Annotated in this window: 21 protein-coding genes and 1 pseudogene; all 22 read left to right on the top strand. The window is 53.2% G+C overall.

All coding sequences use genetic code 11. The features are described 5' to 3' along the window. Positions 1-28: 28 nt before the first annotated feature. Entirely contained in the window at positions 29-1,576 is a 1,548-nt protein-coding gene (gene tssC, locus DEU53_RS06325; RefSeq protein ID WP_110866392.1) for a type VI secretion system contractile sheath large subunit, read from the top strand. Between the two features lie 15 nt (positions 1,577-1,591). Then, positions 1,592-2,929: a type VI secretion system baseplate subunit TssK gene (gene tssK / locus DEU53_RS06320; protein ID WP_110866391.1), complete on the top strand. Its 1,338-nt coding sequence runs from the start codon at positions 1,592-1,594 to the stop codon at positions 2,927-2,929. Beyond that, entirely contained in the window at positions 2,926-3,579 is a 654-nt protein-coding gene (gene tssL / locus DEU53_RS06315) for a type VI secretion system protein TssL, short form (RefSeq protein WP_110866390.1), read from the top strand. Before tssK ends, tssL begins: the two co-directional genes overlap by 4 nt. Before the next feature lie 134 nt (positions 3,580-3,713). Further along, positions 3,714-5,237, top strand: a complete 1,524-nt coding sequence (locus DEU53_RS06310; RefSeq protein WP_370445553.1) for an OmpA family protein — start codon at positions 3,714-3,716, stop codon at positions 5,235-5,237. A 4-nt stretch (positions 5,238-5,241) separates the two neighbouring features. Beyond that, entirely contained in the window at positions 5,242-5,733 is a 492-nt protein-coding gene (hcp, locus tag DEU53_RS06305) for a type VI secretion system effector Hcp (RefSeq protein WP_064741351.1), read from the top strand. Between the two features lie 382 nt (positions 5,734-6,115). Further along, positions 6,116-8,719 (top strand): type VI secretion system ATPase TssH, encoded by a 2,604-nt coding sequence (gene tssH / locus DEU53_RS06295; RefSeq protein ID WP_110866388.1) that lies wholly within the window; start codon positions 6,116-6,118, stop codon positions 8,717-8,719. 35 nt (positions 8,720-8,754) lie between these two features. After that, the gene (gene yiaA / locus DEU53_RS06290; RefSeq protein ID WP_110866387.1) at positions 8,755-9,192 is read left to right on the top strand and encodes an inner membrane protein YiaA; all 438 of its coding nucleotides are present in this window, start codon (positions 8,755-8,757) and stop codon (positions 9,190-9,192) included. Between the two features lie 84 nt (positions 9,193-9,276). Then, a complete protein-coding gene (locus tag DEU53_RS06285; RefSeq protein ID WP_110866386.1) occupies positions 9,277-9,834 on the top strand; it encodes a type IV secretion protein Rhs in 558 nt (185 codons plus the stop codon). Continuing rightward, on the top strand, positions 9,828-10,265 hold the full coding sequence (locus tag DEU53_RS23295; protein ID WP_370445551.1) for a putative T6SS immunity periplasmic lipoprotein: 438 nt from the start codon (positions 9,828-9,830) through the stop codon (positions 10,263-10,265). Before DEU53_RS06285 ends, DEU53_RS23295 begins: the two co-directional genes overlap by 7 nt. Before the next feature lie 51 nt (positions 10,266-10,316). After that, the gene (locus tag DEU53_RS22925) at positions 10,317-10,766 is read left to right on the top strand and encodes a putative T6SS immunity periplasmic lipoprotein (protein WP_146222846.1); all 450 of its coding nucleotides are present in this window, start codon (positions 10,317-10,319) and stop codon (positions 10,764-10,766) included. A gap of 90 nt (positions 10,767-10,856) precedes the next feature. Then, positions 10,857-11,309, top strand: coding sequence for a putative T6SS immunity periplasmic lipoprotein (locus DEU53_RS06280; RefSeq protein ID WP_110866385.1), 453 nt, complete (start codon positions 10,857-10,859; stop codon positions 11,307-11,309). Positions 11,310-11,467: 158 nt separating this feature from the next. Further along, positions 11,468-14,005, top strand: a complete 2,538-nt coding sequence (locus DEU53_RS06275; RefSeq protein ID WP_110866384.1) for a type VI secretion system Vgr family protein — start codon at positions 11,468-11,470, stop codon at positions 14,003-14,005. Then, a complete protein-coding gene (locus DEU53_RS06270) occupies positions 14,005-15,882 on the top strand; it encodes a lipase family protein (protein WP_110866383.1) in 1,878 nt (625 codons plus the stop codon). The genes DEU53_RS06275 and DEU53_RS06270 overlap by 1 nt, the downstream gene beginning before the upstream one ends. Continuing rightward, positions 15,879-16,625, top strand: coding sequence for a hypothetical protein (locus DEU53_RS06265; RefSeq protein WP_110866382.1), 747 nt, complete (start codon positions 15,879-15,881; stop codon positions 16,623-16,625). Before DEU53_RS06270 ends, DEU53_RS06265 begins: the two co-directional genes overlap by 4 nt. A gap of 178 nt (positions 16,626-16,803) precedes the next feature. Next, positions 16,804-17,559, top strand: a complete 756-nt coding sequence (locus DEU53_RS06260) for a hypothetical protein (protein ID WP_110866381.1) — start codon at positions 16,804-16,806, stop codon at positions 17,557-17,559. Between the two features lie 30 nt (positions 17,560-17,589). Beyond that, complete coding sequence (locus DEU53_RS06255) at positions 17,590-17,856, top strand: PAAR domain-containing protein (RefSeq protein WP_110866380.1); 267 nt, start codon at positions 17,590-17,592, stop codon at positions 17,854-17,856. Between the two features lie 3 nt (positions 17,857-17,859). Continuing rightward, positions 17,860-19,020 (top strand): hypothetical protein, encoded by a 1,161-nt coding sequence (locus DEU53_RS06250; RefSeq protein ID WP_110866379.1) that lies wholly within the window; start codon positions 17,860-17,862, stop codon positions 19,018-19,020. After that, positions 19,007-22,396, top strand: coding sequence for an ImcF-related family protein (locus tag DEU53_RS06245; RefSeq protein ID WP_110866378.1), 3,390 nt, complete (start codon positions 19,007-19,009; stop codon positions 22,394-22,396). The genes DEU53_RS06250 and DEU53_RS06245 overlap by 14 nt, the downstream gene beginning before the upstream one ends. Continuing rightward, on the top strand, positions 22,393-23,976 hold the full coding sequence (tssA, locus tag DEU53_RS06240) for a type VI secretion system protein TssA (RefSeq protein WP_110866377.1): 1,584 nt from the start codon (positions 22,393-22,395) through the stop codon (positions 23,974-23,976). Before DEU53_RS06245 ends, tssA begins: the two co-directional genes overlap by 4 nt. A 17-nt stretch (positions 23,977-23,993) precedes the next feature. Then, on the top strand, positions 23,994-24,704 hold the full coding sequence (locus DEU53_RS06235; RefSeq protein WP_146222844.1) for a hypothetical protein: 711 nt from the start codon (positions 23,994-23,996) through the stop codon (positions 24,702-24,704). Between the two features lie 41 nt (positions 24,705-24,745). Next, entirely contained in the window at positions 24,746-25,243 is a 498-nt protein-coding gene (locus DEU53_RS23290; RefSeq protein ID WP_110866375.1) for a DUF805 domain-containing protein, read from the top strand. Positions 25,244-25,272: 29 nt separating this feature from the next. Next, a pseudogene (locus tag DEU53_RS06225) lies at positions 25,273-25,751 on the top strand (type VI secretion system baseplate subunit TssF); the annotation flags it as partial. Between the last annotated feature and the right edge of the window lie 208 nt (positions 25,752-25,959).

Raw genomic sequence — 25,959 nt, 5'->3', positions numbered from 1 at the left:
CATCCCCGTAACGGACTATAGAGAGAGAATGCTGATGTCAGTTCAGAATGAAACCTATGCCAATGGTGCAACCACCGTGCTGGATCGCCCAGCTGCGGGCGGCGTCTACGCGTCGCTGTTTGAAAAAATCAACCTCAACCCGGTGTCAGAGCTGAGTGATCTCAACGTCTGGCAGGATAATCAGGCGATGTCTGATGCCACCGCCGACGAGCGCGTGACGGCCGCGATGCAGGTGTTCCTGACGCGTCTGAAAATCAGCGGCGCGAAAGTGGAGAAGCTGGATAAAAACCTGCTGGATCACCACATCGCCGAGCTGGACCGCCAGATCAGCCGCCAGCTCGACGCGGTGATGCATCACGACGAATTCCAGAAAGTGGAATCGGCGTGGCGCGGCCTGAAGTCGCTGGTGGATAAAACTGACTTCCGCCAGAACGTGAAAATTGAAGTGCTCGACGTATCGAAAGACGATCTGCGTCAGGATTTCGAAGATGCGCCAGAAATCATCCAGAGCGGCCTCTATCTGCAAACCTACGTCGCCGAATACGACACGCCGGGCGGCGAGCCGATTGGCGCGGTGATTTCTGCCTATGAGTTTGATGCCTCGGCGCAGGACGTGGCGCTGCTGCGCAACCTGTCGAAAGTGGCGGCCTCTGCGCACATGCCGTTTATCGGTTCGGTCGGCCCGCAGTTTTTCCTCAAAGAGTCGATGGAAGAAGTGGCAGCGATCAAAGACATCGGCAACTACTTTGACCGCGCCGAATACATCAAGTGGAAGTCGTTCCGCGACACCGACGACTCGCGCTACATCGGCCTGACCATGCCGCGCGTGCTTGGTCGTCTGCCGTACGGCCCGGACACCGTGCCAGTGCGCAGCTTCAACTACATCGAAGAAGTGAAAGGCCCGGACCACGACAAATACCTTTGGACCAATGCCTCGTTCGCCTTCGCCGCCAACATGGTGCAGAGCTTCATCAGCAACGGCTGGTGCGTGCAAATTCGCGGCCCGCAGGCCGGTGGTGCGGTGCAGGATCTGCCGATCCATCTGTACGATTTGGGCACCGGCAACCAGGTGAAAATCCCGTCCGAAGTGATGATCCCGGAAACCCGCGAATTCGAGTTCGCCAACCTCGGCTTTATCCCGCTTTCGTACTACAAGAACCGCGATTACGCCTGCTTCTTCTCGGCCAACTCGACGCAGAAACCGGCAATCTACGACACCGCCGATGCTACCGCCAACAGCCGCATCAACGCGCGCCTGCCTTACATCTTCCTGCTGTCACGCATCGCGCACTACCTGAAGCTTATTCAGCGCGAAAACATCGGCACCACCAAAGACCGCCGCCTGCTGGAGCTGGAGCTGAATACCTGGGTGCGCACGCTGGTGACCGAGATGACCGATCCGGGCGACGAGCTGCAGTCTTCACATCCACTGCGCGATGCGAAAGTGCTGGTGGAAGACATCGAAGACAACCCAGGCTTCTTCCGCGTCAAGCTGTTCGCCATCCCGCACTTCCAGGTGGAAGGCATGGACGTGAACCTGTCGCTGGTCAGCCAGATGCCGAAGGCCAAGGCTTAAGGCGCAGGAGGCGCGATGAAAATCTACCGACCGTTATGGGAAGACGGGGCGTTTCTGACGCCGCAGCAGTTTCAGCAGCAGTCGTTGTGGGACGCGCACGTTGCTGACACTGTGGCGCGCATGGGGCTGGCGCATCCGTGGGGCGTTGTACACGCGGAGTTTGACGACGGCGCGCTGGCGCTGTCTCGTCTTAACGCCACCCGTCTGACGGTGCGTTTTCCCGACGGGACGCTGACGGACACCGCGCTTTCCGACAACCTGCCGCCGGCCTGCGACCTCTCTGTTGCTGCCGGTCAGGAACAGGTTGAAGTGGTGTTGGCTTTGCCGTTGCTGAGCGCCAATGGCGGTAATCTCGACGACGGCAGCGACAGCGAACGTCCGCGCCGCTGGGTGGCCGGTCGTGAAGAGGTGCAGGAGCTGGCGGGACAGGAGCGCACCGGCATTGCCGTGCAGCGTTTTGCCCTGCGTCTGCGTCTCTCTAATCAGGAAAACGGCGCGTATCTCACCTGTCCGGTGGCACGTCTGGTGCGTAATGCGCAGGGGCAGTGGACGCGCGACGCGTCATTCATTCCGCCGATGCTGTCGCTGTCGGCCAGTCCGGCGGTGCTGACTGCGCTCGGCGATCTGCTGCATCGCCTGAGCGCTCGCCGTCAGCGGCTAATGGCGCTGCGACGCGAAAGCAACGAGCGCATGGCCGATTTTGCTGTCGCCGACGTCTCGCTGTTCTGGCTGCTCAACGCGCTGAACAGCGCCGAGCCGGTGTTGCTGGAGTTGTTCCAGTCGCCAACCCGCCATCCTGAACTGCTGTACCGCGAGCTGGCACGTCTTGCTGGCGGTCTGTTGACCTTCTCACTCGAACACGATGCCGGAGATATTCCGGCCTATCGCCACGACGCGCCGGAGCAGGTGTTTCCGCCGCTGTTTGCGCTGCTGGATTCTTTGCTGGAAGCCAGCCTGCCATCGCGCGTCATCTCCATCGACCTCAGCCGCGAAGGCGTGCTGTGGAAGGGGCGATTCCACGACGCGCGGCTGCGCGAAGGGGCAGATTTCTATCTGTCAGTGCGCTCCACGCTGCCGAACCACGAGCTGCAGAGCCGCTTCCCGCTGCTGTGTAAGGCAGGCAGCCACGACGACGTGTCGGAGGTGGTCAACATCGCGCTCAGCGGCATGTCCATCCGCCCGTTACCGCACGTGCCTGCCGCTATCCCGCTACGTCTGGAGAACCAGTATTTCGCGCTCGACCTGTCAACGGCGGCGGCGCGCGCGATGCTCGACTCTGGCGGCTGCACCTTCTACACCCCGGAATCACTGGGCGAACTGAAACTTGAACTCTATGCGGTACTGCGCTCATGAACAGCAATAACGCGCTGACCGAACGCCTTTTCTTCGCCGGCTGGCTGATGGTCAGCCAGCTACGCTGCGGTCAGCAGATTGACAACGGCGATGCGCTCTACCGCCGCGCTACCGGCTGGGTAAACGACGCCCGCCAGGCGCTGACGGAGGCGGGTTTTAGCGAAGCCAATCGCGACCACATGCTTTACGCCTTTTGCGTGCTGCTGGACGAAGCGGTACTGAACCGTGGCCAGCAGGACGACGGCTGGCTGCGCTGGAGCCGAGACCCGCTGCAGGTGCGTTTCTTTAACTCGCTTAACGGCGGCGAAGCACTGTGGGAGCGCATTCGCGAACTGCTGCGCGAACCCGCAGCGGACGAGACCGTGCTGACTTGCCTGTACCGCACGCTGCAACTGGGTTTTGTTGGCCATTACCGCGCGCAGGATGACGAGCGTCGCGAGGACGTGGTGCGCGAACTGGCCGCACGCGTGCCACCGTTTGCCCTTGCGCAGGATGCGCCGCTGGTGGTGCGTCCGGCAGGCATGCGCACCGGACGCCGTTTTTACTGGATGAGCTGGGTGGCCGCCGCCGTGCTGCTTGGCGGCCTGTGGTTCGTTCTCGACGGCTGGCTGGCGCAGATGGTGTCCGGCATATCGGGGATGGGCAAGTGAGACGCGGCATCGGTAATTATGCGCTGATCGTGCTGGCCCTGGTGCTTACATTGTGGCTGATCCTCGGCTTCTGGCCGCTGTCTGGCATCACGGCAGCAGCACTGTGCCTGCTGGCGCTGCTGGTCGCCGGGCTGATGCTCTGGCGGCAGTCACGCCAGCGAGATGTGGAAATCGATGTGGCCGATGATCGTCTGCCGCCTGAAGATTTTCGCGGTGCGGTAGTGCTGGTGTGTGGCGACAGTGCATCGCTGTTCTCCGGCAACCAGCCGCGTGAAACCGCGCAGGGCTGGTATCTGCCGGTGGATGCACCAGAGCAACTCGCTGCGATGGCTGACTACATCACCACTCAGCGTCCGGCACTGCTGCCACAGGTCTCGCTGCTGCTGGCAGTGGTGCCGGAGCAGCACACGTCTGCTGAAGACTTCACTTCCCAATTTCACGGCTGGCAGCGTGCGCTGCTGCAGTGCCGCCGCGTCCTGAAGTGCGCGCCACCGTTGTGTACTGCATGCTGGGTATCACACCCGAACCACGAAGCTGAATGGTTCAGCATCACACCGGACCAGAGTGCGCTGCAGGCGTGCATCGCCGGCAACGACACGATGCCGCTGGCTGAATGGTTCCGGGAGCAGCCGTCACGCCTGGTGCAAATGCAGTGGCTGGACAGCCTGCTGATGTGGCAGGAAAAGCACCTCACGCCACTGACGCAGATGAAGCCATGCCGCGCCGGGATTTGCCTGACGCCGGTAACGGCGCTGGCGGACAACCTGTGGGCGCAGCATCTTACTGGGCTGACCACGCTGCCTTATGCACCCGCAGGCACCGATGTCGCGCTGCCATTGCCGGATGCGCTGCTGGCTGGCTTGCCGCGCAGGCAGGGTGTCAGCCGACGCCTGAGGCTGGCGCGCGCGGCGGGCATGATTGTGGCGGTGTTTCTGGCGCTGGCGCTGCTGGCATCGTTCCTCAACAACCAGCGGCTGGTCCGCACTATTGGTGACCATCTGACGCTGTGGGCACACCTGTCTGGTGAGCCGGCAGAGCCGAAGGTTCACGCGCGCGCGCAGTTAATCGCCGACCGCACACTGCTTGATGGCTGGCAGCGCGGCGGTGAACCGCTTCGCCTTGGCCTGGGACTGTATCAGGGCATGCGCCTGTTCGCGCCGGTCGACGCCGCCATCAACAGCTGGGCGCCTCCTCCGCCACCGCCGCCGGTTATCCAGCAGATTGTTGAAGGGCCGAAGACCGTGCGCCTCGACAGCCTGTCGCTGTTCGATTCCGGCAAATCCGATCTGAAAACAGGCTCGACCAAAGTGATGGTAAACGCGCTGGTCGGCATCAAGGCGAAGCCGGGCTGGCTGATTGTGGTGGCGGGTTATACAGACGATACCGGCAATCCGGCGCTGAACCAGCGTCTGTCGCTGAAGCGGGCGGAATCCGTGCGCGACTGGATGCGCGACACCGGCGACGTGGATGAGAGCTGCTTTGCGGTGCAGGGCTTCGGCCAGAGCCGTCCGATGGCGAGCAACGACACCGCCGAAGGTCGCGCGGCCAACCGGCGCGTTGAAATCAGTCTGGTGCCGCAGGCCGACGCCTGCCAGGCAGCGGACGCAATCCCTCCGTCATCACAGGATGGTGACGGCAATCATGAAGAAAAGGAGTAACAACATGGCAATTCCGGTTTATCTGTGGCTGAAGGACGACGGCGGTGCGGACATCAAGGGCTCGGTGGACGTGCAGGACCGTGAAGGCAGCATCGAAGTGGTGGCACAGCAACACAACCTGTACATCCCGACCGACAACAACACCGGCAAGCTGACCGGCACGCGCATTCACACGCCGTTCCTGTTCACCAAGGAAATCGACTCGTCCAGCCCGTACCTCTACAAAGCGGTTACCACCGGCCAGACGCTGAAGTCTGCCGAGTTCAAGTGGTATCGCATCAGCGACGCCGGCCAGGAAGTGGAGTACTTCAACACCAAGCTGGAAAACGTGAAGGTGGTGAAGGTCAATCCGGTGATGCACGACGTTAAGGACCCGTCGAAAGAGAAACACAACCATCTGGAGCAGATTGAGCTGCGCTACGAAAAAATCACCTGGACCTACAAAGACGGCAACATTATTCATTCCGATTCGTGGAACGAACGCGCCACCGCCTGATTACGCGTCATATTTCGCGCCGCAGGTGCGTTGGCTGCGCTCGCGCACCCCGGTCACTTACTTTTGTAAGCTCCCGGGGCTGCACTCGCTTGCCGCCTTCCTGCGACACGAACTATTTAGCGTAATTGCTCCGCCGGGCTGTTTTTTTGCAGCCCGGTGGATGCTGGCAACAGGGATTGCAGGGCGCACATTCTGTAGCGGCGCAATTCATTGCGCGGTGTTGACCTTCAAAAATAACTGACGCTATGCGACCAGGCCAGATGCCTGGTGATTCCATCCGAAGCGGGTGAAATCACAAGTCATTTCCCATCTTTCCTGCTGCCTTATGCGCTTTGGTTTACGGCGACGGGCGGTAGCGTGCCCCCAATCAGGAGATTTTGCTATGGACAGTCAGTCAACCGCTTTACTGCGTCGCCTCAACCCGTTCTGCGCGCAGGCGCTGGAAGCCGCCGCGTCGCTGTGCCAGACCCGCGCTCACGCTGAAATCCAGCCGGAGCACTGGTTGCTCAAGTTGCTGGAGCAGGGCGAGGGCGACATCACGGTGATTGCGCGCCGCTACGAGTGGGATATGGATGCTATCTGGCAGGATTTGCTGGCGTTTCTCGACCGCCAGCCACGCGCGGTGCGAGGGCGTCCGCAGCTTTCTTCTTCGCTGGAAGCGCTGCTGAAGCAGGCGTGGCTAATGGCCTCCGCATCTGATAATTCCCCGCAAATTCGCAGCATGCATCTGCTGATGGCGCTGTCCGAGCAACCAAAACTTGCACAGTGCGAAGGTCTGTGGCCGCTGCTGAGCCTGCGCATGAGCCAGCTGGAGCGTTTACAGCCGATGCTGGAAGCGCAGTCCGACGAGCGTGCCGAAGCGGAGCAGCCGGAGATGCCGGTCAGCACCCTCGAACAATCCGCCACCGCAGGCGAAAGCAAAACACCATCAACCGAAGCGCTTGCCCGCTTCACCCGCGACGTTACCGCTGACGCACGCAGCGGCAAAATCGATCCGGTATTTGGCCGTGACAATGAAATCCGTCAGATGGTGGATATCCTGTCGCGCCGCCGCAAGAACAACCCGATTTTGGTTGGCGAGCCGGGCGTCGGTAAAACCGCGCTGGTCGAAGGGCTGGCGCTGCGCATTGCCGAGGGCAACGTGCCGGACAGCATGAAGCCGGTGAGCGTGCACACGCTTGACCTCGGCATGCTGCAGGCGGGCGCGGGCGTAAAAGGCGAGTTCGAGCAGCGCCTGAAGAACATCATCACCGAGGTACAAAACGCGCCGAACCCGGTGCTGCTGTTCATCGACGAGGCGCACACCATTATCGGCGCGGGCAACGCAGCGGGCGGCGCGGACGCGGCCAACCTGCTGAAACCGGTGCTGGCGCGCGGCGAACTGCGCACCATCGCGGCAACCACGTGGAGCGAGTACAAACAGTATTTTGAGAAGGACGCCGCGCTGGAGCGCCGCTTCCAGATGGTGAAAGTGGACGAGCCGGACGACGACACCGCCTGCCTGATGCTGCGTAGCCTTAAGTCGCGCTACGCTGAGCACCACGGCGTGCACATCACCGACGCGGCGGTGCGCGCCGCCGTCACGCTGTCGCGCCGCTACCTTACAGGCCGCCAGCTGCCTGACAAGGCGGTTGACCTGCTCGACACCGCCGCCGCGCGCGTGCGTATGAGCCAGGATACGGTACCGGAAGCCATCACTCGCCTGCGCGCGAAGCTCGATGCGCTGAACATTGAGCAGCGCGCCATCCTCGACGACGAAGCGCTCGGCGGCGCGGTCTCGCAGGAACGCCTGACTGAAATTGCCACGCAGATTGCATCCACCGATGAAGAGCTTGAGGCGCTGGAGCAGCGCTACGCTGACGTGCAGGAACGCATGCAGCAGTTGCTCGAAGGACGCAAAGACGCCAGTCAGAAACACAACATCGCGCAGCTCCAGAGCGAACTCGGCGCATTACAACCCGAAGAGCCGCTGCTGACCGCCGACGTTGACGCGCGCATCGTGGCGGGCGTGATTGCCGACTGGACCGGCGTGCCGCTGTCGTCGCTGATGAAGGACGAGCAGGCTGAACTGCTGGCGCTGGAAACCCTGCTCGCCACCCGCGTGGTCGGGCAGGACGCGGCGCTCAGCGCCATCGCGCAGCGCCTGCGCGCCTCGAAAACCGGACTCACCTCAGAAAACGGCCCGCAGGGCGTGTTCCTGCTGGTTGGCACCAGCGGCACCGGCAAAACCGAAACCGCGCTGGCGCTGGCCGACTTGCTGTACGGCGGCGAGAAATCGTTAATCACCATCAACCTTAGCGAATATCAGGAAGCACACACCGTTTCCCAGCTCAAAGGCTCGCCGCCGGGTTACGTCGGCTACGGCCAGGGCGGCATTCTTACCGAAGCGGTGCGCAAACGTCCGTACAGCGTAGTGCTGCTCGACGAGGTGGAAAAGGCGCACCGCGACGTGATTAATCTGTTTTATCAGGTGTTTAACCGTGGCTTCATGCGCGACGGCGAGGGGCGCGAAATCGACTTCCGCAACACCGTGATTCTGATGACCTCGAACCTCGGCAGCGATCAGTTGATGCAGCTGCTGGAAGAAATGCCCGAAGCAGCCGAATCCGACCTGCAGGAGTGCCTGCGCCCGATCCTGCGCGACCACTTCCAGCCCGCGCTGCTGGCGCGCTTCCAGACGGTGATTTACCGCCCGCTGGCGCGCGAGGCGATGCGAATCATCGTGGAGATGAAGCTGAAGCAGGTCAGCAAACGGCTGCAACGCCATTACGGCATCCGCACCACCATCGGCGAAGGCCTGTACGACATGCTTACCGACGCCTGCCTGCTGCCGGACACCGGCGCGCGCAACGTCGACAGCCTGCTGAATCAGCAAATCCTGCCGGTGCTGAGCCAGATGATTCTGCAGCACCGCGCCAGCGGCACATTAGGTAACAGCCTGACGCTGGACACCAATGAAGAAGGCGAAGTGAGTTTTATATTCTGAACACGTGACGTTCTTTTTAATGACAAGGAGTGTGTATGAAAACCCAAAATATCCCCGTTTCACCCGCGTTTATCGCGATTTCATGGATTGCTATGCTCGGTGGCACATTGGTTTATCTGACAGGCCTGTGGCGCGCGGAGATGGAGCTGAATGAAAAAGGCTACTACTTCGCGGTGCTGATCCTCGGACTGTTCGCGGCCGTTTCGCTGCAAAAAACCGTACGCGACCGTCTGGAGGGCATCCCGACCACCCATCTGTATCACATGGTTTGCCTGCTGGCGTTCACCATTGCGGTGGTGCTGCTGGTTGCCGGTTTATGGAACGCCACGCTGATGCCGAGCGAGAAAGGTTTTTACGGTGTGTCGTTCTTCATGGCGCTGTTTGGTGCGGTAGCGGTGCAGAAAAACACCCGCGACGGCATGCACAGCGTATCTGACAGCGTTGATGAAATTCCGCAGGAACCTCAGGCCTGATATTCCCGGACTTCCCGCTGCCGTCGCTGTGGCGGGAGAACGTTGACGCCATGAGGGCGGTGTAATGATTTTGGGTGAGTAAGCATGACAGATAAAGCTAGAAAAGCGGCTATTAAAGAGGGGAGCCTGCGCTTGATGACCGCAGGTGAAATACAACTTGCCAAAAAGGTGTTTGGCGAGAAGATCTCTTACGGCAAGGTCTGGATCCATCATGACAGTTATTTGCCTTTTGGCCTACAGCATGAGCGCGTCGCCATGACACCAAATGGTGAAATATATTACAGAACCGCGCTATACAGGGCTGATTTCTCTGACCTATTACAGAGTGATATCGCTGACATGCATGTATTTATTCATGAACTCAGTCATGTCTGGCAACGTGAAAGAGGCATGTGTGTCATCTGCCGGGGAGTGGTCAGTTTTATGGCTGATTACACCTATGACCTTGATGGTCGGTTATTGAGTGAATACCCGATGGAACAGCAAGCTCAGATTATTGCTGATAACTACATTCTCTCCGAATGGGGATTTGACCGCTGGAATCAATTTAGAACGTATAATTACGTTAAATTAATCAAGGCTATGAGTGAGACTGAAGCCAGTGCAGCATATAAAGTAGCTCTTAGAGGGTTTCCATGGTGAAGCATTTACAAAACTATTTTATTAGCTTACTCACATGCTTGTTTCTGATCGGATGTACTTTGGGAGAAGAACAGGTTGGGTTTAAGCGTGATACAAATATTATTCTGGTTAAGGATATGCTTTGTATTAGCACTCCCCAAAATGATTCGTATTATTTGAGCGTCATTTCTATAAAAAACAAGGATGGTTCAGGATTAAGGAAAACGTACGCGGGAAGTGAGTTGTTAGCAGTGAATACTAAGCGTTGTCTTTCATCATCACAGTGGCCTGTGGTAGAAAATACTGCATATACCATTCATTACACTTTGCTTTCAACCTCAACGAAACTCCCTGCCTTTAGAAAAGTCGCATCCATAATGGTTATAGATGGGAGGGTTTTAAATTTAAAGTTATATAACTCCGATTATCTTCCCTCTTTTATTTCTGAATGATCTGTTTTGAGTTATCTAAGGATTAAGAATTTTATCGCTCAGTGAGTTCAAATGATTGATCGTGGTTTTTATAATAGAAATATAGTCATTTCTACTTTGATCATAAGTTCTGTATTTCTTAGCGGATGTCCGGGCTCGGGGGACAGAGGATGGTGCGATGAAACAACGAAAGCAGTACATAAAGGAAATGATGTTTGCTTTCCCATAAAAAATGCAGAAGGATATATCCCAACTTATCTGTCAGTTAATCTGAGATATACTCCGCGAACAGAGCAAAAAAACAGGATTGTCAGGGACGTTGAAATCTCAAATGGCATGCTATGTTTTTCTCCGGATGAGTTTTCGCCTGCTGAAGGAAAAGAATATATAGTTAAATTTATTCTTAAAAACGGCGGGGGTTTTGATTCGATTAGAAGCTTTATCGTTGCTGTTAAAGTGGTTAATGGAAATGTGGGTAGCTTTCAGTTACATAATATTGAAATGGCGCGAAGCTATCAATAATTTAATCGGTGTGTAGCTGGCGCCTAAAATAACCACTAAGATAAGTGTTTTAATGGTAAGGTAAATACTAAATATGATGCTAAGATAATCATGATGAAATGTCATCTGTTTTATAAAACAGGGTTTTCCTTCACTCTGATAATGAATTCCTTCTTTCTCACTAGCTGCCTTGGCGATAAGGTGACGTTTTCAGAAATGGCGAATATTACTCGAAGAGAAAATGCAGCATGCTTTGACGTGCGACGAGCCAGCGACTACACGCTAAAATCCATGAGTTTATTCAGAAGGGGGCATGAAGATGATAGGCAATCTTTAATGCCCAACAATACCAATTTAAAGGATGGGCGATTTATCTGTCTTTCCGAATCAGTAATTGACGAGTTTGGCGATGGAGAGTATGTGGTTAGATTTAGTTTGAAGCCAATTAAAAAGCGTCAAAATACAAGGGTGTTTTCAAATGCCATACAAATTGATGGGCGTCAGGTTAAAAACATCCCACTGCAGGAGAATGAAATTACGCATTACCTCGGTAACAATTTCTAAATTAATGGTAACTATTCGTGGAAATGCGGTCTCGTAATAGCATCAAAACAATTTATCCAGCCGCTGTCAGAGAACGTTAATAAAGCCCAGAGAAAGTCGTCAACGTCCCCACCAGTGATAGAGACGTTGTGGCCGGCTGTCATCAAGGAGTGAATGACATGAACATAACTGATTTACTGCAAGGTGCATCCTCGTTAATAAACGGGACGTTGAACCGTTACAAGCTTTCTATCCCCTCATGCTCGTCCAGTGTTGACGTCGAGAACTTTAACGGCGCAGAAGCATTGAGTGAGAACTATCACTACGATGTGCTGTTCACCAGCCCGAATAAAGACATCACGGCCGCACAGATGTTGCGTAAACCAGCAACGCTGACCATGGGCACCGGCGAGTTGATGGGGCTGTCGGGGCAAAAAATGGTGCATGGTTACATCACTGATTTTCACCGTCTGACGGGTTCTGCCGATCAGGTGACTTATCTGGTGGTTATTGAGCCACGCCTTGCACTGCTGGATAAGCAATATCGCTCGCACCGTTTCTTTGTGAATAAATCAGTTCCAGAGGTGGTGAGCCAGATACTGGATGAACACGGTTTTCAGGGCTGGGAATATGAATTCAACCTGAAGCATGAATATCCCAGACGTGAGCAGATAAATCAGTACCAGGAAAGTGACCTTCAGTTTATTCGCCGCTTGCTGTCGGAAGTCGGCATCTTTTACATGTTCACGCTCCAGCCAGATACCCAGACTGAAGTTGTTCGGTTTGGTGATGCTCAGTCTGCGCTTATTCAGGGTAAGCCGTTGCCACTTAACAGCCCTTCCGGCCTGGAAGATAACGGACAGGAATCGATCTGGGGACTGAATATCACCCACAAAGTGGTCGAAGCAGGGGTGGTCGCGAAAGATTACAACCATCGCGAGGCGCAACGTATTTTACGTTCGGTTCAGGCGGATATGTCGCGCGGCGATGGTGATGAGATCAACTACGGGCAGGTTTATCATTACCGTCCGCGTCATCCTGACAGCGGCGATAAATATGTGCCCGCGCCGGAGACTGCGAACTATTACGCGCGCCTCGATCACGAACGTTTTTTGTGCGGCCAGACGCTGATTACTGGCATCAGCAATGACGCATCGCTGGCTCCAGGCAAGGTGCTGACCATTATTGATGGTGTTTTGCCAACGCTGCCGGAACAGCTTCAGAGTCCGGTCGTCGTCACCCGCATCCACCTCAGTGCTAGCCGTAAGTCGGCGTTACAGATTAACCTCAACGGTGTGCCTTACAGCGAAACGCTGTGCTGGCGTCCAAGGTTGTTACCACGGCCAAAAGTCAGCGGCACCATGACAGCGCGTGTCACCAGCGCAAAAGACAATGATATCTACGCCTGGCAGGATGCCTCCGGTTTGTACCGCGTGGTGTTTGATGCAGATGAAGAGAGCAAAGATCGCGGTCAGGAAAGCATGCCGGTGCGCCTCGCCAAACCTTATGGCGGTGATATGTATGGTTTCCACTTCCCGCTGATTCAGGGAACGGAGGTGGCGATTGCCTTCCGTGAAGGGGATCCTGACCAGCCCTACATTGCTCATGCGCTGCATGACTCGCGACACGTCGATCACGTCACAGAGAAAAACAGCACCCGCAACGTCATTCGAACCGCTGGGCTGAATAAGCTTCGGATGGAGGACAAGCGCGGCGAAGAGCACGTCAAGCTCAGCACGGAGTACGGTGGCAAGACGCAGCTTAATTTAGGCCACAACGTCGACGATGACAGGCTGCTCCGGGGAGAAGGCGCGGAATTGCGAACAGATGACTGGGTTGCCGTTCGCGGTGGCAAAGGTGTATTCATCTCGGCTGATGCACAACAAAGTGCACAAGGGCGCATGATGGATATGGAAGAGGCAATACGGCAACTTAAAAACGCGCTATCGCTAGCAAAAAGCTTAAACGAAATTGCTCAAAAAGCTGAAGCAACCCAAGGTGACTCAGATTCTCATGAAGAACTTAATAATGCGCTGGAAGATTTGAAGCAAGCAGGGATTTTGGCTCATGCTCCTGAAGGCATTGGAATTGTCAGCCCCAAATCAGTACGTATGGCTTCAGGTGGAGCAAGCGTTGGTCTGATGTCGGGGAAAAATACGGACATCAGTGCTGGAGAGTCAATCACGCTAGCGGCTACTAAAACTGTCAGCGTGTTTGCGCAGGGAGAGGGAATGCAGTTGATTGCTGGCGCAGGGAAATTGGATATCCAGGCTCAGGAAGGCGAGCTTAACGCAGCAGCACAACAAGACATCACGATAAGCAGCGCCGAAGGGAAAGTCACTGTAAGCGCTAGTCAGGAACTGACTTTCACTTGTGGCGGAGCCTATATAAAACTCAGAGGTGGCAATATTGAGCTGGGTGCAGCTGGAAATATTCTTCTGAAATGCGCCAATGCGCAGAAAATGGGACCAGCCACGCTAGACTCTCCACCACATACCTTCCCTAAAGGATACGGTGAAGGTTTTACATTAAAAGATTCAGAAAGTGGTGAAATCCAACCCTTTACATTTTACAAGGTCACCACCGGAGAAGGTGAGGTGTATGAAGGCGTTTCTGATGAACATGGAAAAACAATGCGGATATTCACAGCTATGCCATCAGCATTGAAAATTGAATTCCCGGATGAAGAAATGACCGATATCAAGGAAGAAAAATAATGAGCAAAGCGACTACTTCTCTGGAATGCAAATATCCTGATGCCTGGACAGGTAAACAAAAAAAATACTGGGTTGAGATTCAGCTTCTGGATGAGTGTGAAGAACCCATCCCTAATATGCCGTATGTGGCCGAAAATGCCGCTACACGTAATCAGTGTGCTTCATATACCGGTAAAAGCGACGCCAGTGGAATCATTCGAATCGAGGGTTTACATCCGATTGAGCTGATTTTGCATATTGACGCAAAGTCGCTTGCAGATGAGATGGAAAAAAGGGCATTGCGTCCCTTTGGACGTGCTGAGGATGATTCAACCGTAAAACCCAAAGCGGTTGTGGAAGGATACGAATATCGTTATCTAAAAATAGGTCATCTATGCGATAGCCTTCCTGATATGATGCCGGAATGGAAAGATAAAGCGAATCCACCGAAATATCACTTTCCGGATTTGCGCTTTTCCGGTCAAACGATAAAAAAGCTAAACTGTCGTTACGTTTTTGAAGTGTGTCCATTCCGGGCATGGTCACTTGTACTGCATCATCAAACAGATTATTCGATAGTTAATGCTTATAATCTAGGGATAATGGCCGATTTTTCTTATTCAGCAGAAGAAAAGATTATTCAGTATTTCGAACAGGCATATAACGATTTATCCGCAGCCCCAAAATTAAGTGATAAAAACGACTACTATGCCGTAGTTAAAGATGTCCCCTTCAGTCAGCGCTATATCAACCCACGCTTCGTCACCACTGCCGGAAATTTTATTCAACATGATACCCAGTTATTTTATGTCTCAAATGATGAACATGTCGTTGTTGCTTGGCGCGGCACACAGGAGATACGAGACTGGATAACTGACATCACCTTTAGTCCACAGGCGTGCCCATCTTATCTCGCTCCAACGGGTAAAATTCATAAGGGTTTTTTGGATGCGTTTGAGTGTGCCAAGGATAAGTCACCTTCAAGTTTTGACGACATAAAAACATTTATAAATGAAAAGAAGAAATTATTCTTATGTGGACATAGCTTAGGCGGGGCGCTGGCGTTAACTTATGCTGCAGAGTTGAAATCGACTAAACCTTTATTATACACCTATGGAATGCCTAGAGTTTTTACAGCTGATGCCATCTTGCATCTTTCTGAAATAACTCACTACCGACACGTTAATGACTCAGATAGTATCACCAGCGTCCCGATGGATGTAAACCTGTATAACTGGTTTTATGAGATTTATGGCCCTGTTGGTACCATGCTGGGTTTTACATGGTCTGTAGCTGAGTTGCTTTCGCAGAAAATCTCCGGTGTAACCGTCGGCGACAGTTTTTGGCATCATGGTGATATTGTGCTGTTCTATTACACCACACAGGTGGTGGAAAGCCTGCAATGCGAAGGCTCTATGAGTGCTCCCAGATGTCGCAGAATAAAGTATAGATTACCTAAAAAAACAAAATACTTTTTAATTCCTTCCCTGGCTGAAGATAAAAGTATTTCGGCAAGAAATCACAACTTGCAATTTATTCGATCATTAAATATTGAAAGCATGAAGAAGTTTTTCCCTAAAAATACCAATCCGGATCTGGATTCTATACTTACCGACCCTAGAAATCACTCTATGTCTTCTGCCTATCTGCCATATATTAACAATCAACTGGTGGAGTTGGTGTCTCATGATATCACTCTGAAACGAAAAGAAAGCAGGATCGCATTTGAGAAACAGATGTTAGATTCTGGTATTCCTGATGATGAAAAGGAAAGAAATCGGATGTTCTCTGCATTACAGGGTTTAGTAGCAGAAACCATCAGAGTAACAGAGCGGATGCCAGAGTCAGATGCTATTCTGGATCGTTTCGGCAAGACAAAAAAGGAATTAAACGAATGAATATGACAAATGTATTACTCTTACCATCATTATTATTACTAAGCGGTTGTGTGTTTAGCGAAGATTTATCTCCTCCATTTGGAGGTAAGACTGTAAAAGTATCGGTAGTTAAACCTGCCGACGTGGATATTTTACCGATGGATGTTATTTACCGCTCTGAAAAATGCAGAGATAAAGTTTTCACCTCTGCGGGTTCAATAACTACCCGTGCTGGTTATCGCCTACTTACAGTCCCTTTTAAACAAGAGTTCGTTGATGATTTAGTGAGTGGCAATGTCTCCATTAATGGTGGTGGTAGGTGTGAATGGAAACTCAGTAATATACGATTTCAGTTTAAATTTAGTGATGTGAAGAAATTTGGGGTTGATATTAAAAGTAATATTTCCAATGACATCGTTTTTGTTTTTGATAACAATCCTCCCCCTCGGGGAGATGGGCACTACATGAACGTGTCTGGCAACGTTGAAATAAAAGATGATTATTATCCACTCATCAGAAATGACCGCATGATAGACCATGCTAAAATCCTCAGGTTAATAAATGAAGATATGTTAACTTACAGAGTTAGCAATTCTGAACTTATTGTTTTCAAACCCAATGTTCATTCTAAAAAGATTATTAATGTTTTAGGACCAGAGAAATTTGGTGAGGACTCGATTACGACTTATCCTGATGGAACTCAAACGACCAATGCCAATGGACCTGATCCGATTAATTTTAAGAAACTAAATTTAATGAATTAAATTAATAAATGTGGAAAATCACCCGCCACTCGTTTCATTACATTATTCTAAAAATAAATTAGCCGGCTGTTTTGTACGTTGCACGGCTTAGTCGTGGGACACCTGAGAGTAACAGAGCAAATGCCTGATGGAAGAGCTGCCCTGGAACGTTTCCGTACGAAAGTAAGGAATATGAGTAATGAAAATATTAAACATACTATGCTTGATGCCGCTCTTAATCTTGAGCGGCTGTACGCGAGGCGAGGAACTATCCCCACCAACAAATGGTGAGACGGTTAAAATATCGGTAGTTAAACCAGTAGATGTAGATATTTTACCAATGGATATCATTTACCGCTCTGAAAAATGCAGAGATAAAATATTCACTTCTTCGGGGGGGATAACGACCCGGGCAGGTTATCACCTTTTGACTGTTCCTTTTTATAAAGAAACGGGAAGCTACAGGGTAAGTAGTAGTATTGCCATAGATGGTGGAGGTAGGTGTGAATGGAAGTTGAGCAATATAAAATTTGATTTTAAATATCATAACATGAAACATTTTGGCGGAAGTGTTAAGAATAATATACCAGCAGATATTGTTTTTGTTTTTGATAAAAATGCACCTCCTCGTGGGGATGGAAATTATGACAATGTCTATGGTGCCGTAGAAATTGAAAAAAACTACTTCCCTCTAATTAGGAAGAACTCTGCTGAAGATACATTAACACTAACTATAAAAGGTCAACCAATGTTGACTTACCGTGTTTATGATGCAAATAGCATTGTTTTTAAGCCTGCTTTCCATCCTGATATGCTTGTGACGGCTATTCCTCCTGCAAAAAAAGGAGAGGGTTTTACTCTCATCTATCCATATGGTGAAAAAATCGTAGACCATCACTTTCCTAATTCAGAAAAAACAAAATATGATTTTGTGAAACAAAAGCTCGCTAAGTAATAAACTGTAAATTTTATGATAAGGAGATATATGTCTAAGGGGGTTGTTTTGCTCGGCGATAAAACAACACATGGAGGTCAGGTTATATCGGCATCATCAACCATGATCGTCAATGGTAAAAAAGTAGCTCTCATAGGAGATGACATAAGTTGTCCGGTAAAGGATCACGGTACTAATCAGATTATTGAAGGCTCTACGGAGTGGTTATCTGATGGTAAAGCGATTGTTGTGGACGGCTGCCATTGTGAATGTGGTTGCCAGGTTATTTCCAGTGCGCCGGATTGCGCAATAGGATAAGTGATGGGCTGGGAACGTCAGAAATCTAATGTTGCAGGTTCACCCAAAGAACCTTCACTTATCATGTGGCTTATTGTTGGTGTTGCTGCTCTAGTCACTGGAGTGCTGTTATTTGTGCTTCATGCTAACCAGATGTTAGGGGAAATCCAAAAGTATAATCTGTGGTTAGTTACTGCAGGTCCTTTATTTGTCTGGTTTGTCCTCATTTGCCTACGCGGTTGGCGTTATAATAATGTTCTTGATAAGTATCAATTTGAATTAGATGAAGCCAATTATGCCCAGCAACAATGGTCTACGTGGGCGAACCGTCATATCGCAGTGTTGCACCACGGTGCCATTCTCCCCCGCTACCTGACATCGGGAACTCTGCTTCAGGCATTTCCGGATGTCGAGCAATTTATTAAGCAAGCCATTCGCATCAATTTTCAGGAAAATACAAATGGGCTTTCTTTATTAATTTGCAGCGTTCGCGATGCGTTAGAAAAACTTCCAACTGATTTACCCCTTAATGTCACACTGTTAACTGATTCACATAGTGAAGATCTATTGCTGCGGAAAAACTTCTCTGAAGCCTGGCAGAAAAATATGTCTTCTGTTCGCCCGGTTCCTGTGGTGAATATTTTGAAATCAAAGTCTTTTCTCTCTCTCGAAGAGCGGCTTAAATCGCCGACCCTGGATGTGGATCTGATTCTGGTTCATCAGACTCAGGGCAGGGATAAATACAGTGACGCGCTGGCAGCCCTCCTACTGACCTCTGATGATGTGGCTACAAAATACAGGCTTAGCCATCATGCGCGCTTACTTCGGCCTATGTCGCTTGATACGGGCATAACATTGAAGGCAGAACTCGATACCTTTTTTTCCATTCAGTCACAGGCGATCACTACGGCTGCAATTGTGGGTGACAGCATGAAGTGGGGCGATGACTTTTCTACTCTCTTGGCCTGCGCCAACAAATATGAAGGCTCCTGGAGGCCAGAGCAATGCCACTGGCTGGAGAAGTACACTGGACTTAGTGGCCCTTTTTCACCTTGGATTCTGGCAGCTGTCGCCGGCGATATTGCTGCGCTGACGAAAGAGAACTGCCTGATGCTTTCAAGGGATAGTGAGAAACGTTTTATAAATACCGTAACTATAGGAAATATGATGAATGGCGAAGGATAGTTCAGTGTGGCGTGGCAACTGGGGACGCCTTAGCCTTACTGTGTTGATTGCTGCGGCAATAGCGCTGGTCATCTGGACAAAGGGCGGGACGATCGGGCTTTACAGCATTGGACCAAAGCTGTTAGGAATTGCTGTAGCGCTGCTCCTGCTTCTGATCGTTTTTCATGGCAAAACAATCGGCCTCGCAATGAAATTACAGTGGTCACGGTTACAGGCAAAACGTAAAAATGTGCTACCCGCTGATGAAGGCCGCGTCAGGCAGACTCCGCCCCACAATGTCACCGTTGATACCATCCGTAACGCCATGCGTAACCTCTACGGTCGGCCCTGGGGACGTAAAACACGCATCCTGCTGATAACCGGTACTGCCGCTGAAGTGGAGCAACTGACTCCAGGTCTTACGGCTCAGCTCTGGCAGGAAGATCGCGGCACATTATTACTGTGGGGCGGCGATCCTGAATCCTCACCCGATGAAAGTTGGCTGACCGCCCTAAAACGTCTGCGTCGTCGTCCGGCTGATGCGATGATCTGGGTTACCTCCGCCGTTGATCATCTTGCCGACACTTCGGGCGTACCTGCCACAGCATTACCTTCTGCCGCCGCGATGGATGCCACCGCGCACGCGTTATCGGCACGCTATGAGAAGCTGGGCTGGCGGTTGCCGCTTTATGTCTGGTCACTGCATCCGCGCGCCGAAAAGCAGCAGGGCCGCATGACTCAGGCGGTGGGCGTTCAGACACTCACTACAGGCAAAATAGACAAGTTACTGGTGGAGTTGGCAGCGCAGCTCACCACCCAGGGCATTCAGCAGGCGGCAGGTTCGCCGCAGCATCGTTTCCTGTTGAGCCTGGCAGACCAACTGACGCGTGAACCTGAAACACTCAACGCGATGATTGCACCACTGCAGAATCCGTATCGACCGCTTCCGCTGGCGGGGCTGGTATTTAGTCCACCGTCTGAAGGTGCAGAGCGCGCAGTACCCAATCACTGGGGCCGCGATAATCGCTGGGATGCGCTGCCGTCTACATTCACTTCGTTGCCCGCGCACCTGCGTCCGCAGCGTCGCGGCTTTTCCTGGTCGCGCCTGCTGGCATCCGTGGCGTGCCTGGCGGTGATTGCCTGGGGCGCGGGCCTGCTGGTGTCGTTCACCACCAACAGCAGCGTTATCAGCAACGCCCACATGCAGGCGATGCAGGCAGCCGATACCGGACAACCTCCGCAGCAGCGTCTGATGGCGCTTTCTGATCTGCAGAAAACCATGCAGCGCCTGCAACATCGTGCGGAGCACGGTGCGCCGTGGTACAGCCGTCTTGGGCTGAATCAAAACGACGCGCTGCTGGCAGCACTCTGGCCGCGTTACGCGCAGGCGGCGTTGCCGTTGCTGCGCGATGCGGCAGCCACGCATCTGCGTAAGGAGCTGCAGACGGTCGCTGACCTTCCGCCCGACAGCCCGCTGCGCGACACGCTCGCCAAACCGGCTTACGCCCAGCTCAAGCTGTGGCTGATGCTGGTGCGCCCGGAGCGTATGGATTCAGCATGGTTCAGCCAGGCGCTGATGCAGGACTGGGCGCAGCGCGCAGATGTGGCTACAGGTTACTGGCAGGGCAGAGCGCCCGGCTTACTGGCGTTTTACGGCGCAGGTCTGGTTACGCATCCTGAATGGAAACTAAAGGCGGACCCGGAACTGACCGGCCAGGTGCGCGCGCTACTGGTGCGTCAGCTTGGCGTCAGCAACAGCGAATCGCGTCTGTATCAGCAGGTGCTGGCGCAGGTGTCGCGCAACTATGCCGATATGCGCCTTACTGACATGACTGGCGATACCGATGCGGCGCTGCTGTTCAGCACTGATGAAGTGGTACCGGGTATGTTCACCCGTCAGGCATGGGACGACGGCGTGAAACCCGCGATTGATAAAGTGGCCAATGCCCGCCGCGAGGAGATGGACTGGGTGCTGGGCGACAATCCGCCGACGACCGGGAAATCCTCCTCGCCTGATGCACTGGAAGCACAGCTTACCAGTCGCTACTTTGCCGACTACAGCGCAGCCTGGCTGAACTTTCTTAATAGTCTGCGCCTGCAGCCCGCGCCGACGCTGTCGGATGCCATTGACCAGCTGACGCTGATGGCCGACGTGCGTCAGTCGCCGCTGGTGGCGTTGATGAACACGCTGAACGTGCAGGGACGCACCGGCCAGACCGGCGGGGCGCTCGCCGACTCGCTGGTGAAGTCGGCGCAGAACCTGTTTAGCAAAGAGAAGCTGCCGGCAATTGATCAGAATGCCGGGCCAAGCGGTCCGCTGGATGCCACCTTCGGTCCGCTGCTGTCGCTGACCGACGCGCAGGGCAGCTCGTCGTCAATGAATCTGCGCACTTTCCTGACCCGCGTCACGCAGGTGCGCCTGCGTCTGCAGCAGGTCACCAACGCCGCCGATCCGCAGGCGATGACGCAGACGCTGGCGCAGACGGTGTTCCAGGGCAAAACCGTTGATCTGACTGAAACCCGCGACTACGGCAGCCTGATTGCTGCTGGTCTGGGACAGGAGTGGAGCGGCTTCGGGCAGACGGTGTTTGTGCGCCCGATGGAGCAGGCCTGGCAGCAGGTATTAAGCCCGGCGGCTGAAAGCCTCAATGCCCAGTGGCAACAGGCGGTAGTGAGCGAGTGGAACAGCGCCTTTGGTGGCCGCTATCCGTTCAAAAACGTCAGCAGCGAAGTTTCTCTGCCGCTGCTGGCGAAGTATCTCAACAGCGATACCGGCCGCATCACCCGCTTCCTGCAAACGCGACTTAGCGGCGTGCTGCACCGCGAAGGCACACGCTGGGTGCCGGACAGCATCAATGCGCAGGGGCTGACCTTCAACCCGGCATTCCTCAAAGCGATTAACCAACTTAGCCAGATTTCCGACGTGGTGTTCACCACCGGTGAAGCGGGACTGCACTTTGAGCTGCGTCCCGGCACGGCGGCAGGCGTATCGCAGACGACGCTGACCATCGACAGCCAGAAGCTGGAGTACGTGAACCAGATGCCGGCCTGGAAACGTTTCACCTGGCCGGCGGATACCGAAGCGCCGGGCGCAACGCTGAGCTGGGTCAGCACCGAGGCGGGCACCCGCCTCTATGGCGACATGCCGGGTGGCTGGGGCTTGATTCGTTTGCTGGACAAAGCGCAGGTCACCGCTAATCCAGGCATCAGCAGCAGCTGGCAACTGAGCTGGGCCGCGCCCGATGGCCGCACGCTGAATTACATTCTGCGCACCGAAGCCGGTGATGGCCCGCTGGCGCTATTGCGGCTGCGCAACTTCACGCTGCCATCCGATATTTTTCTCCAGAGCGCCACAACTATCGCGCCGGGAGACCTTAACGTCACGGAGGACGAATAATGCCGCTTAAATCTCTTATCAGCGCCTGTGGTAAAGACGCTGAGACGCTTCGCGCCCAGGCAAAACAGCAAATCGCACTGTGGAATAACTGGCTGCAGCCGGTATCGGCGGACAATCCCGCCGGTGAGGACCCGACCTATCACGACGGTTTTCAGCAGATGCAGGAGGAGGTGAACCGCCTTTCCGGGGCGGACACCGCGCTTATCTGCGAGCTGGCGGAAAACCTACTCACCTCTGTTACGAAAGACATCCGCGTGGCGGCCTGGTACAGCTGGGCACGCCTGCAGCTTGATGGCGAAGCCGGGCTGGCTGATGGCTTGTCATTAATGGCCGGGCTACTGACGCAGTTTGGTAGCAGCCTGCATCCACAACGCGCGCGCAGCCGTGAAGCGGCACTGCGCTGGCCCGCCGGTTCGCGCATGCTCGACACACTTTCACTTTATCCAGAAGTCACCAAACAGGATGCGTTGCGTATCGCTGGCGCACTGTTGTTGATTGAGGACGCGAGCCTGGAGCACGGCGGTGCCGGGCTGGGCAGTCTGTATGCGGCGCTGGAAAATCGCCTGCTTAAAGCGGGTGGCCCGGATGCGGTGGTGCCACAGGCGGCGGGTGAGGGTGATAAGCATCAAACCAGCGGTCCGGCTGCGCCACAGATGGGGGCGATAGCCTCCGGACGCGAGCTGCTGGATCAGGCGCGCACGCTGTCGAAATACCTGCGTGATCAACCCGGCGGCTGGCTTGCTGCGCACCGTCTGATGAAATCCCTGCGCCACGATACGCTGCTGCAACTGCCGCCGCTTTCCGGCGACGGCAAAAGCCGTATCGAACCGCCTAAGGCAGACCAGCGCGCTCAGCTTAAACGTCTTTGGCTGCAGCAGAGCTGGCAGGAACTGACCGAGCAGGCCGACAGCCTGTTTTCGCGTGGTGGTAACCATTTCTGGCTTGACCTGCAGTGGTACATCCATCAGGCGCTGACGCGCGCCGGCAACACCACGCTTGCCGCCATCGTGCAGGACGATCTCAAAGGACTGTTGTCGCGCCTGACCGGGCTGGAAACGCTGGCGTTCAGCGACGGTACGCCGTTTGCCGATGAGGTGACGCTCGGCTGGATACAGCAGCAGGTGATGAACACCGAACCCGGTTGGGGCGAAGGGTCGTCAGCTTCTCCCGGTGCCAGCAATGAAGATGACATTCTGCAACTGGAAAGCGAAGCCGTAGAGCTGGCCGATCGCGAAGGTATCGAGACTGCGCTGAACTGGCTGCAGCAAAGGCCGGGAACTGCTTTACCGCGACAGCAGTGGTTGCTGCGTCTGCTGATGGCGCGCGTCGCCGAGCAGTTTGGTCGTCAGGAAATGGCGTTGCACCTGCTTAGTGGGCTGGATAACAGCGCAGATGACATGACGCTTGGCCAGTGGGAACCGTCACTGCTGTTTGAAGTGAAATCGAGGAGGCTGAAATTAATGCGCGCCCGCGCTGGGCGCAGTGAAGCGGATAAAGCGCGAGTGCAGCCGGAAATGGAACAACTGTTAGCTGGGCTGGTTCATATCGATGCGGCACGCGCTGTGGTGTTACTGGGTTAAAACAAAAGGGATTTATTATGCTGATTTTACGCGCGATTATTGTAATGATGGTTTTTTCATTAACAGGCTGTACTTATTACTTATGGAGCTTAAGTGACACCCGCTCAACAACTGTGCGAGAAATGAATTTCTCTGATCGAATTAGCGGGATGTTTGAGTATAAAAATGTACATCTGACTGAAGGAGATAATGGCACTGGAAAAGACATTATCAGACTTCCAGATGAAGGCGTAGGATTCGTTGGGGACGATAATATCTATTTTGTGACTGTTAACGGTCATGAATTATTGGCATTGAACGAATTGATGAAGAAAGTGCCATTAAGAATGAACAATGATGATAAATTTATCGATATGAATCTTAAAGGCCATTACAGTAAGAACACTAATGCAGAATTCCAACAAACAATGAGCGTTAGAACTCGAAAACCTGTAACTGCATTAACTCAATCACAAAAGAAAGCGCTTGAGGATAAGCGGTTTTCATCAGTGGACGGTTATTTACAGCGTTCAGTGACCGTTGAGGGCATCATTATCAATAGAATGAGGTTAGGTTCATCTTTCCCTCAGACAACATCACTCGATGAAAGCTATCAGGTGCGATTTTATTCATCATATCGTTACGATAAGTTCGACAGTGGCTCGGTAGCCTTAAAACTTGCATTGACACCTGTCACGTTAATTGGGGATGTTGTTTTTATTCCGCTATATCTACTTACTGCAAAGTAGTAATAGGATAGGGATATTCATCAATCTAATAAGAGGGTGAGATGATTAGATACATCATCAGATGTTACATCGGTGGGTGGCGAAACATATTTAATTATAATGGATGCGCAAGTCGGAAAGAGTTTTGGGTTTTCATTCTGATAAATTTATTAGCTTTGAATTTATATTCAGCAATAACTGGAATGCTGACTCTGACCGACAGTGGCATAGTTGATGTCTTGTTGTTTCTTTCAATGGGTTTTTCTCTTCAACTGTTATTTATATGCATCCTGATCATCCCTGTTATGTCTTTGGGCGTAAGAAGAATGCATGATATTGGTCGGAGTGGCTGGTGGTTTAGTAGCCTGCTACTTAGCAATATTTTTATTATTCCTGTATTCCTTGGTGTTCTGGTCAACAGTATTGCAAATCGCTTTTCATGGGATATCGAACTCTCTATATCGATTTGGGCAAGCCTAGTATTGAATTTGAGCGTTATTTTTTTCCTGACATATCTGTGTTGCAAACCTTCAGTAAGACCATCACCGCTTCCACATTAACGCAATAAAAATAAAATCAGAGCAACGTAATGAAAGATCTCACCCTGCGCTATTACGATACCGAAATGCGCTACCTGCGTGATGCCGCAAAGGAATTTGCGGCTACGCATCCTGATCGCGCTGCGATGCTTACCTTGACCGGGCTGGCGCGCCGGACCCGTTTGTTGAACGTCTGCTGAAGGGCTTTGCCTTTTCCGTTGGTCGGCTGCGTCAGAAAATTGATGACGACCTGCCGGAACTGACTGAAGGGCTGGTCAGCATGCTGTGGCTGCACTACTTGCGCACCATCCCGTCGCTGTCGGTGGTGGCGCCAGCCGGACTGGAAGTCTATTCGCGCCCCGTTGGCCCGAAAAATACCGTATGCCGCTACCGCACCACGCAGGCGCTGAATCCGCTTGAAGTCGCCGGCGTGACAATGGCAACCGAGCCGGACGGGCGTTCACTGTTGCGCATCCGCATTAACAGTAGTGTACAGGCCGACTGGAGCCAGACCGGTCTGAGCCGCCTGTGATTCTGGCATAACTTTTATGCACCTTTAGATCATAAACGCAGCCTCGCCAACTAAGTCTTTTGAGCCGGTAGTGCTGCGTCACGAGCAGGCAATGGCCCAGCAGCGGGCGAAGCAGTAGCATCACCATAAAGAGCGGGTGCACCGGGAGCCGTCGATGGAGCGGTAGTGATGATTTGAGTTAAGTCAGGTCCGGAATATTATGGAG

The organism is Pantoea sp. AG1095, from assembly GCF_003208415.1.
In the GTDB taxonomy this organism is placed as follows: Bacteria; Pseudomonadota; Gammaproteobacteria; order Enterobacterales; family Enterobacteriaceae; genus Pantoea; species Pantoea leporis.
The sequence above is the reverse complement of the archived record's forward strand: the minus strand, read 5'-3'. Positions and strand labels throughout refer to the sequence as shown.

What these genes read in the sequence shown, in the direction of transcription:
- DEU53_RS06275 (WP_110866384.1), top strand. Translation starts at nt 11,468, where the DNA reads ATGAACATAACTGATTTACTGCAAGGTGCATCCTCGTTAATAAACGGG.
- DEU53_RS23290 (WP_110866375.1), top strand. Translation starts at nt 24,746, where the DNA reads ATGATTAGATACATCATCAGATGTTACATCGGTGGGTGGCGAAACATA.
- DEU53_RS06310 (WP_370445553.1), top strand. Translation starts at nt 3,714, where the DNA reads ATGCTCTGGCGGCAGTCACGCCAGCGAGATGTGGAAATCGATGTGGCC.
- hcp (WP_064741351.1), top strand. Translation starts at nt 5,242, where the DNA reads ATGGCAATTCCGGTTTATCTGTGGCTGAAGGACGACGGCGGTGCGGAC.
- DEU53_RS22925 (WP_146222846.1), top strand. Translation starts at nt 10,317, where the DNA reads ATGATTGATCGTGGTTTTTATAATAGAAATATAGTCATTTCTACTTTG.
- yiaA (WP_110866387.1), top strand. Translation starts at nt 8,755, where the DNA reads ATGAAAACCCAAAATATCCCCGTTTCACCCGCGTTTATCGCGATTTCA.
- DEU53_RS06265 (WP_110866382.1), top strand. Translation starts at nt 15,879, where the DNA reads ATGAATATGACAAATGTATTACTCTTACCATCATTATTATTACTAAGC.
- tssK (WP_110866391.1), top strand. Translation starts at nt 1,592, where the DNA reads ATGAAAATCTACCGACCGTTATGGGAAGACGGGGCGTTTCTGACGCCG.
- tssL (WP_110866390.1), top strand. Translation starts at nt 2,926, where the DNA reads ATGAACAGCAATAACGCGCTGACCGAACGCCTTTTCTTCGCCGGCTGG.
- DEU53_RS06280 (WP_110866385.1), top strand. Translation starts at nt 10,857, where the DNA reads ATGATGAAATGTCATCTGTTTTATAAAACAGGGTTTTCCTTCACTCTG.
- tssC (WP_110866392.1), top strand. Translation starts at nt 29, where the DNA reads ATGCTGATGTCAGTTCAGAATGAAACCTATGCCAATGGTGCAACCACC.
- DEU53_RS06235 (WP_146222844.1), top strand. Translation starts at nt 23,994, where the DNA reads ATGCTGATTTTACGCGCGATTATTGTAATGATGGTTTTTTCATTAACA.
- DEU53_RS23295 (WP_370445551.1), top strand. Translation starts at nt 9,828, where the DNA reads ATGGTGAAGCATTTACAAAACTATTTTATTAGCTTACTCACATGCTTG.
- DEU53_RS06255 (WP_110866380.1), top strand. Translation starts at nt 17,590, where the DNA reads ATGTCTAAGGGGGTTGTTTTGCTCGGCGATAAAACAACACATGGAGGT.
- DEU53_RS06245 (WP_110866378.1), top strand. Translation starts at nt 19,007, where the DNA reads ATGGCGAAGGATAGTTCAGTGTGGCGTGGCAACTGGGGACGCCTTAGC.
- DEU53_RS06250 (WP_110866379.1), top strand. Translation starts at nt 17,860, where the DNA reads ATGGGCTGGGAACGTCAGAAATCTAATGTTGCAGGTTCACCCAAAGAA.
- DEU53_RS06285 (WP_110866386.1), top strand. Translation starts at nt 9,277, where the DNA reads ATGACAGATAAAGCTAGAAAAGCGGCTATTAAAGAGGGGAGCCTGCGC.
- tssH (WP_110866388.1), top strand. Translation starts at nt 6,116, where the DNA reads ATGGACAGTCAGTCAACCGCTTTACTGCGTCGCCTCAACCCGTTCTGC.
- DEU53_RS06270 (WP_110866383.1), top strand. Translation starts at nt 14,005, where the DNA reads ATGAGCAAAGCGACTACTTCTCTGGAATGCAAATATCCTGATGCCTGG.
- DEU53_RS06260 (WP_110866381.1), top strand. Translation starts at nt 16,804, where the DNA reads ATGAAAATATTAAACATACTATGCTTGATGCCGCTCTTAATCTTGAGC.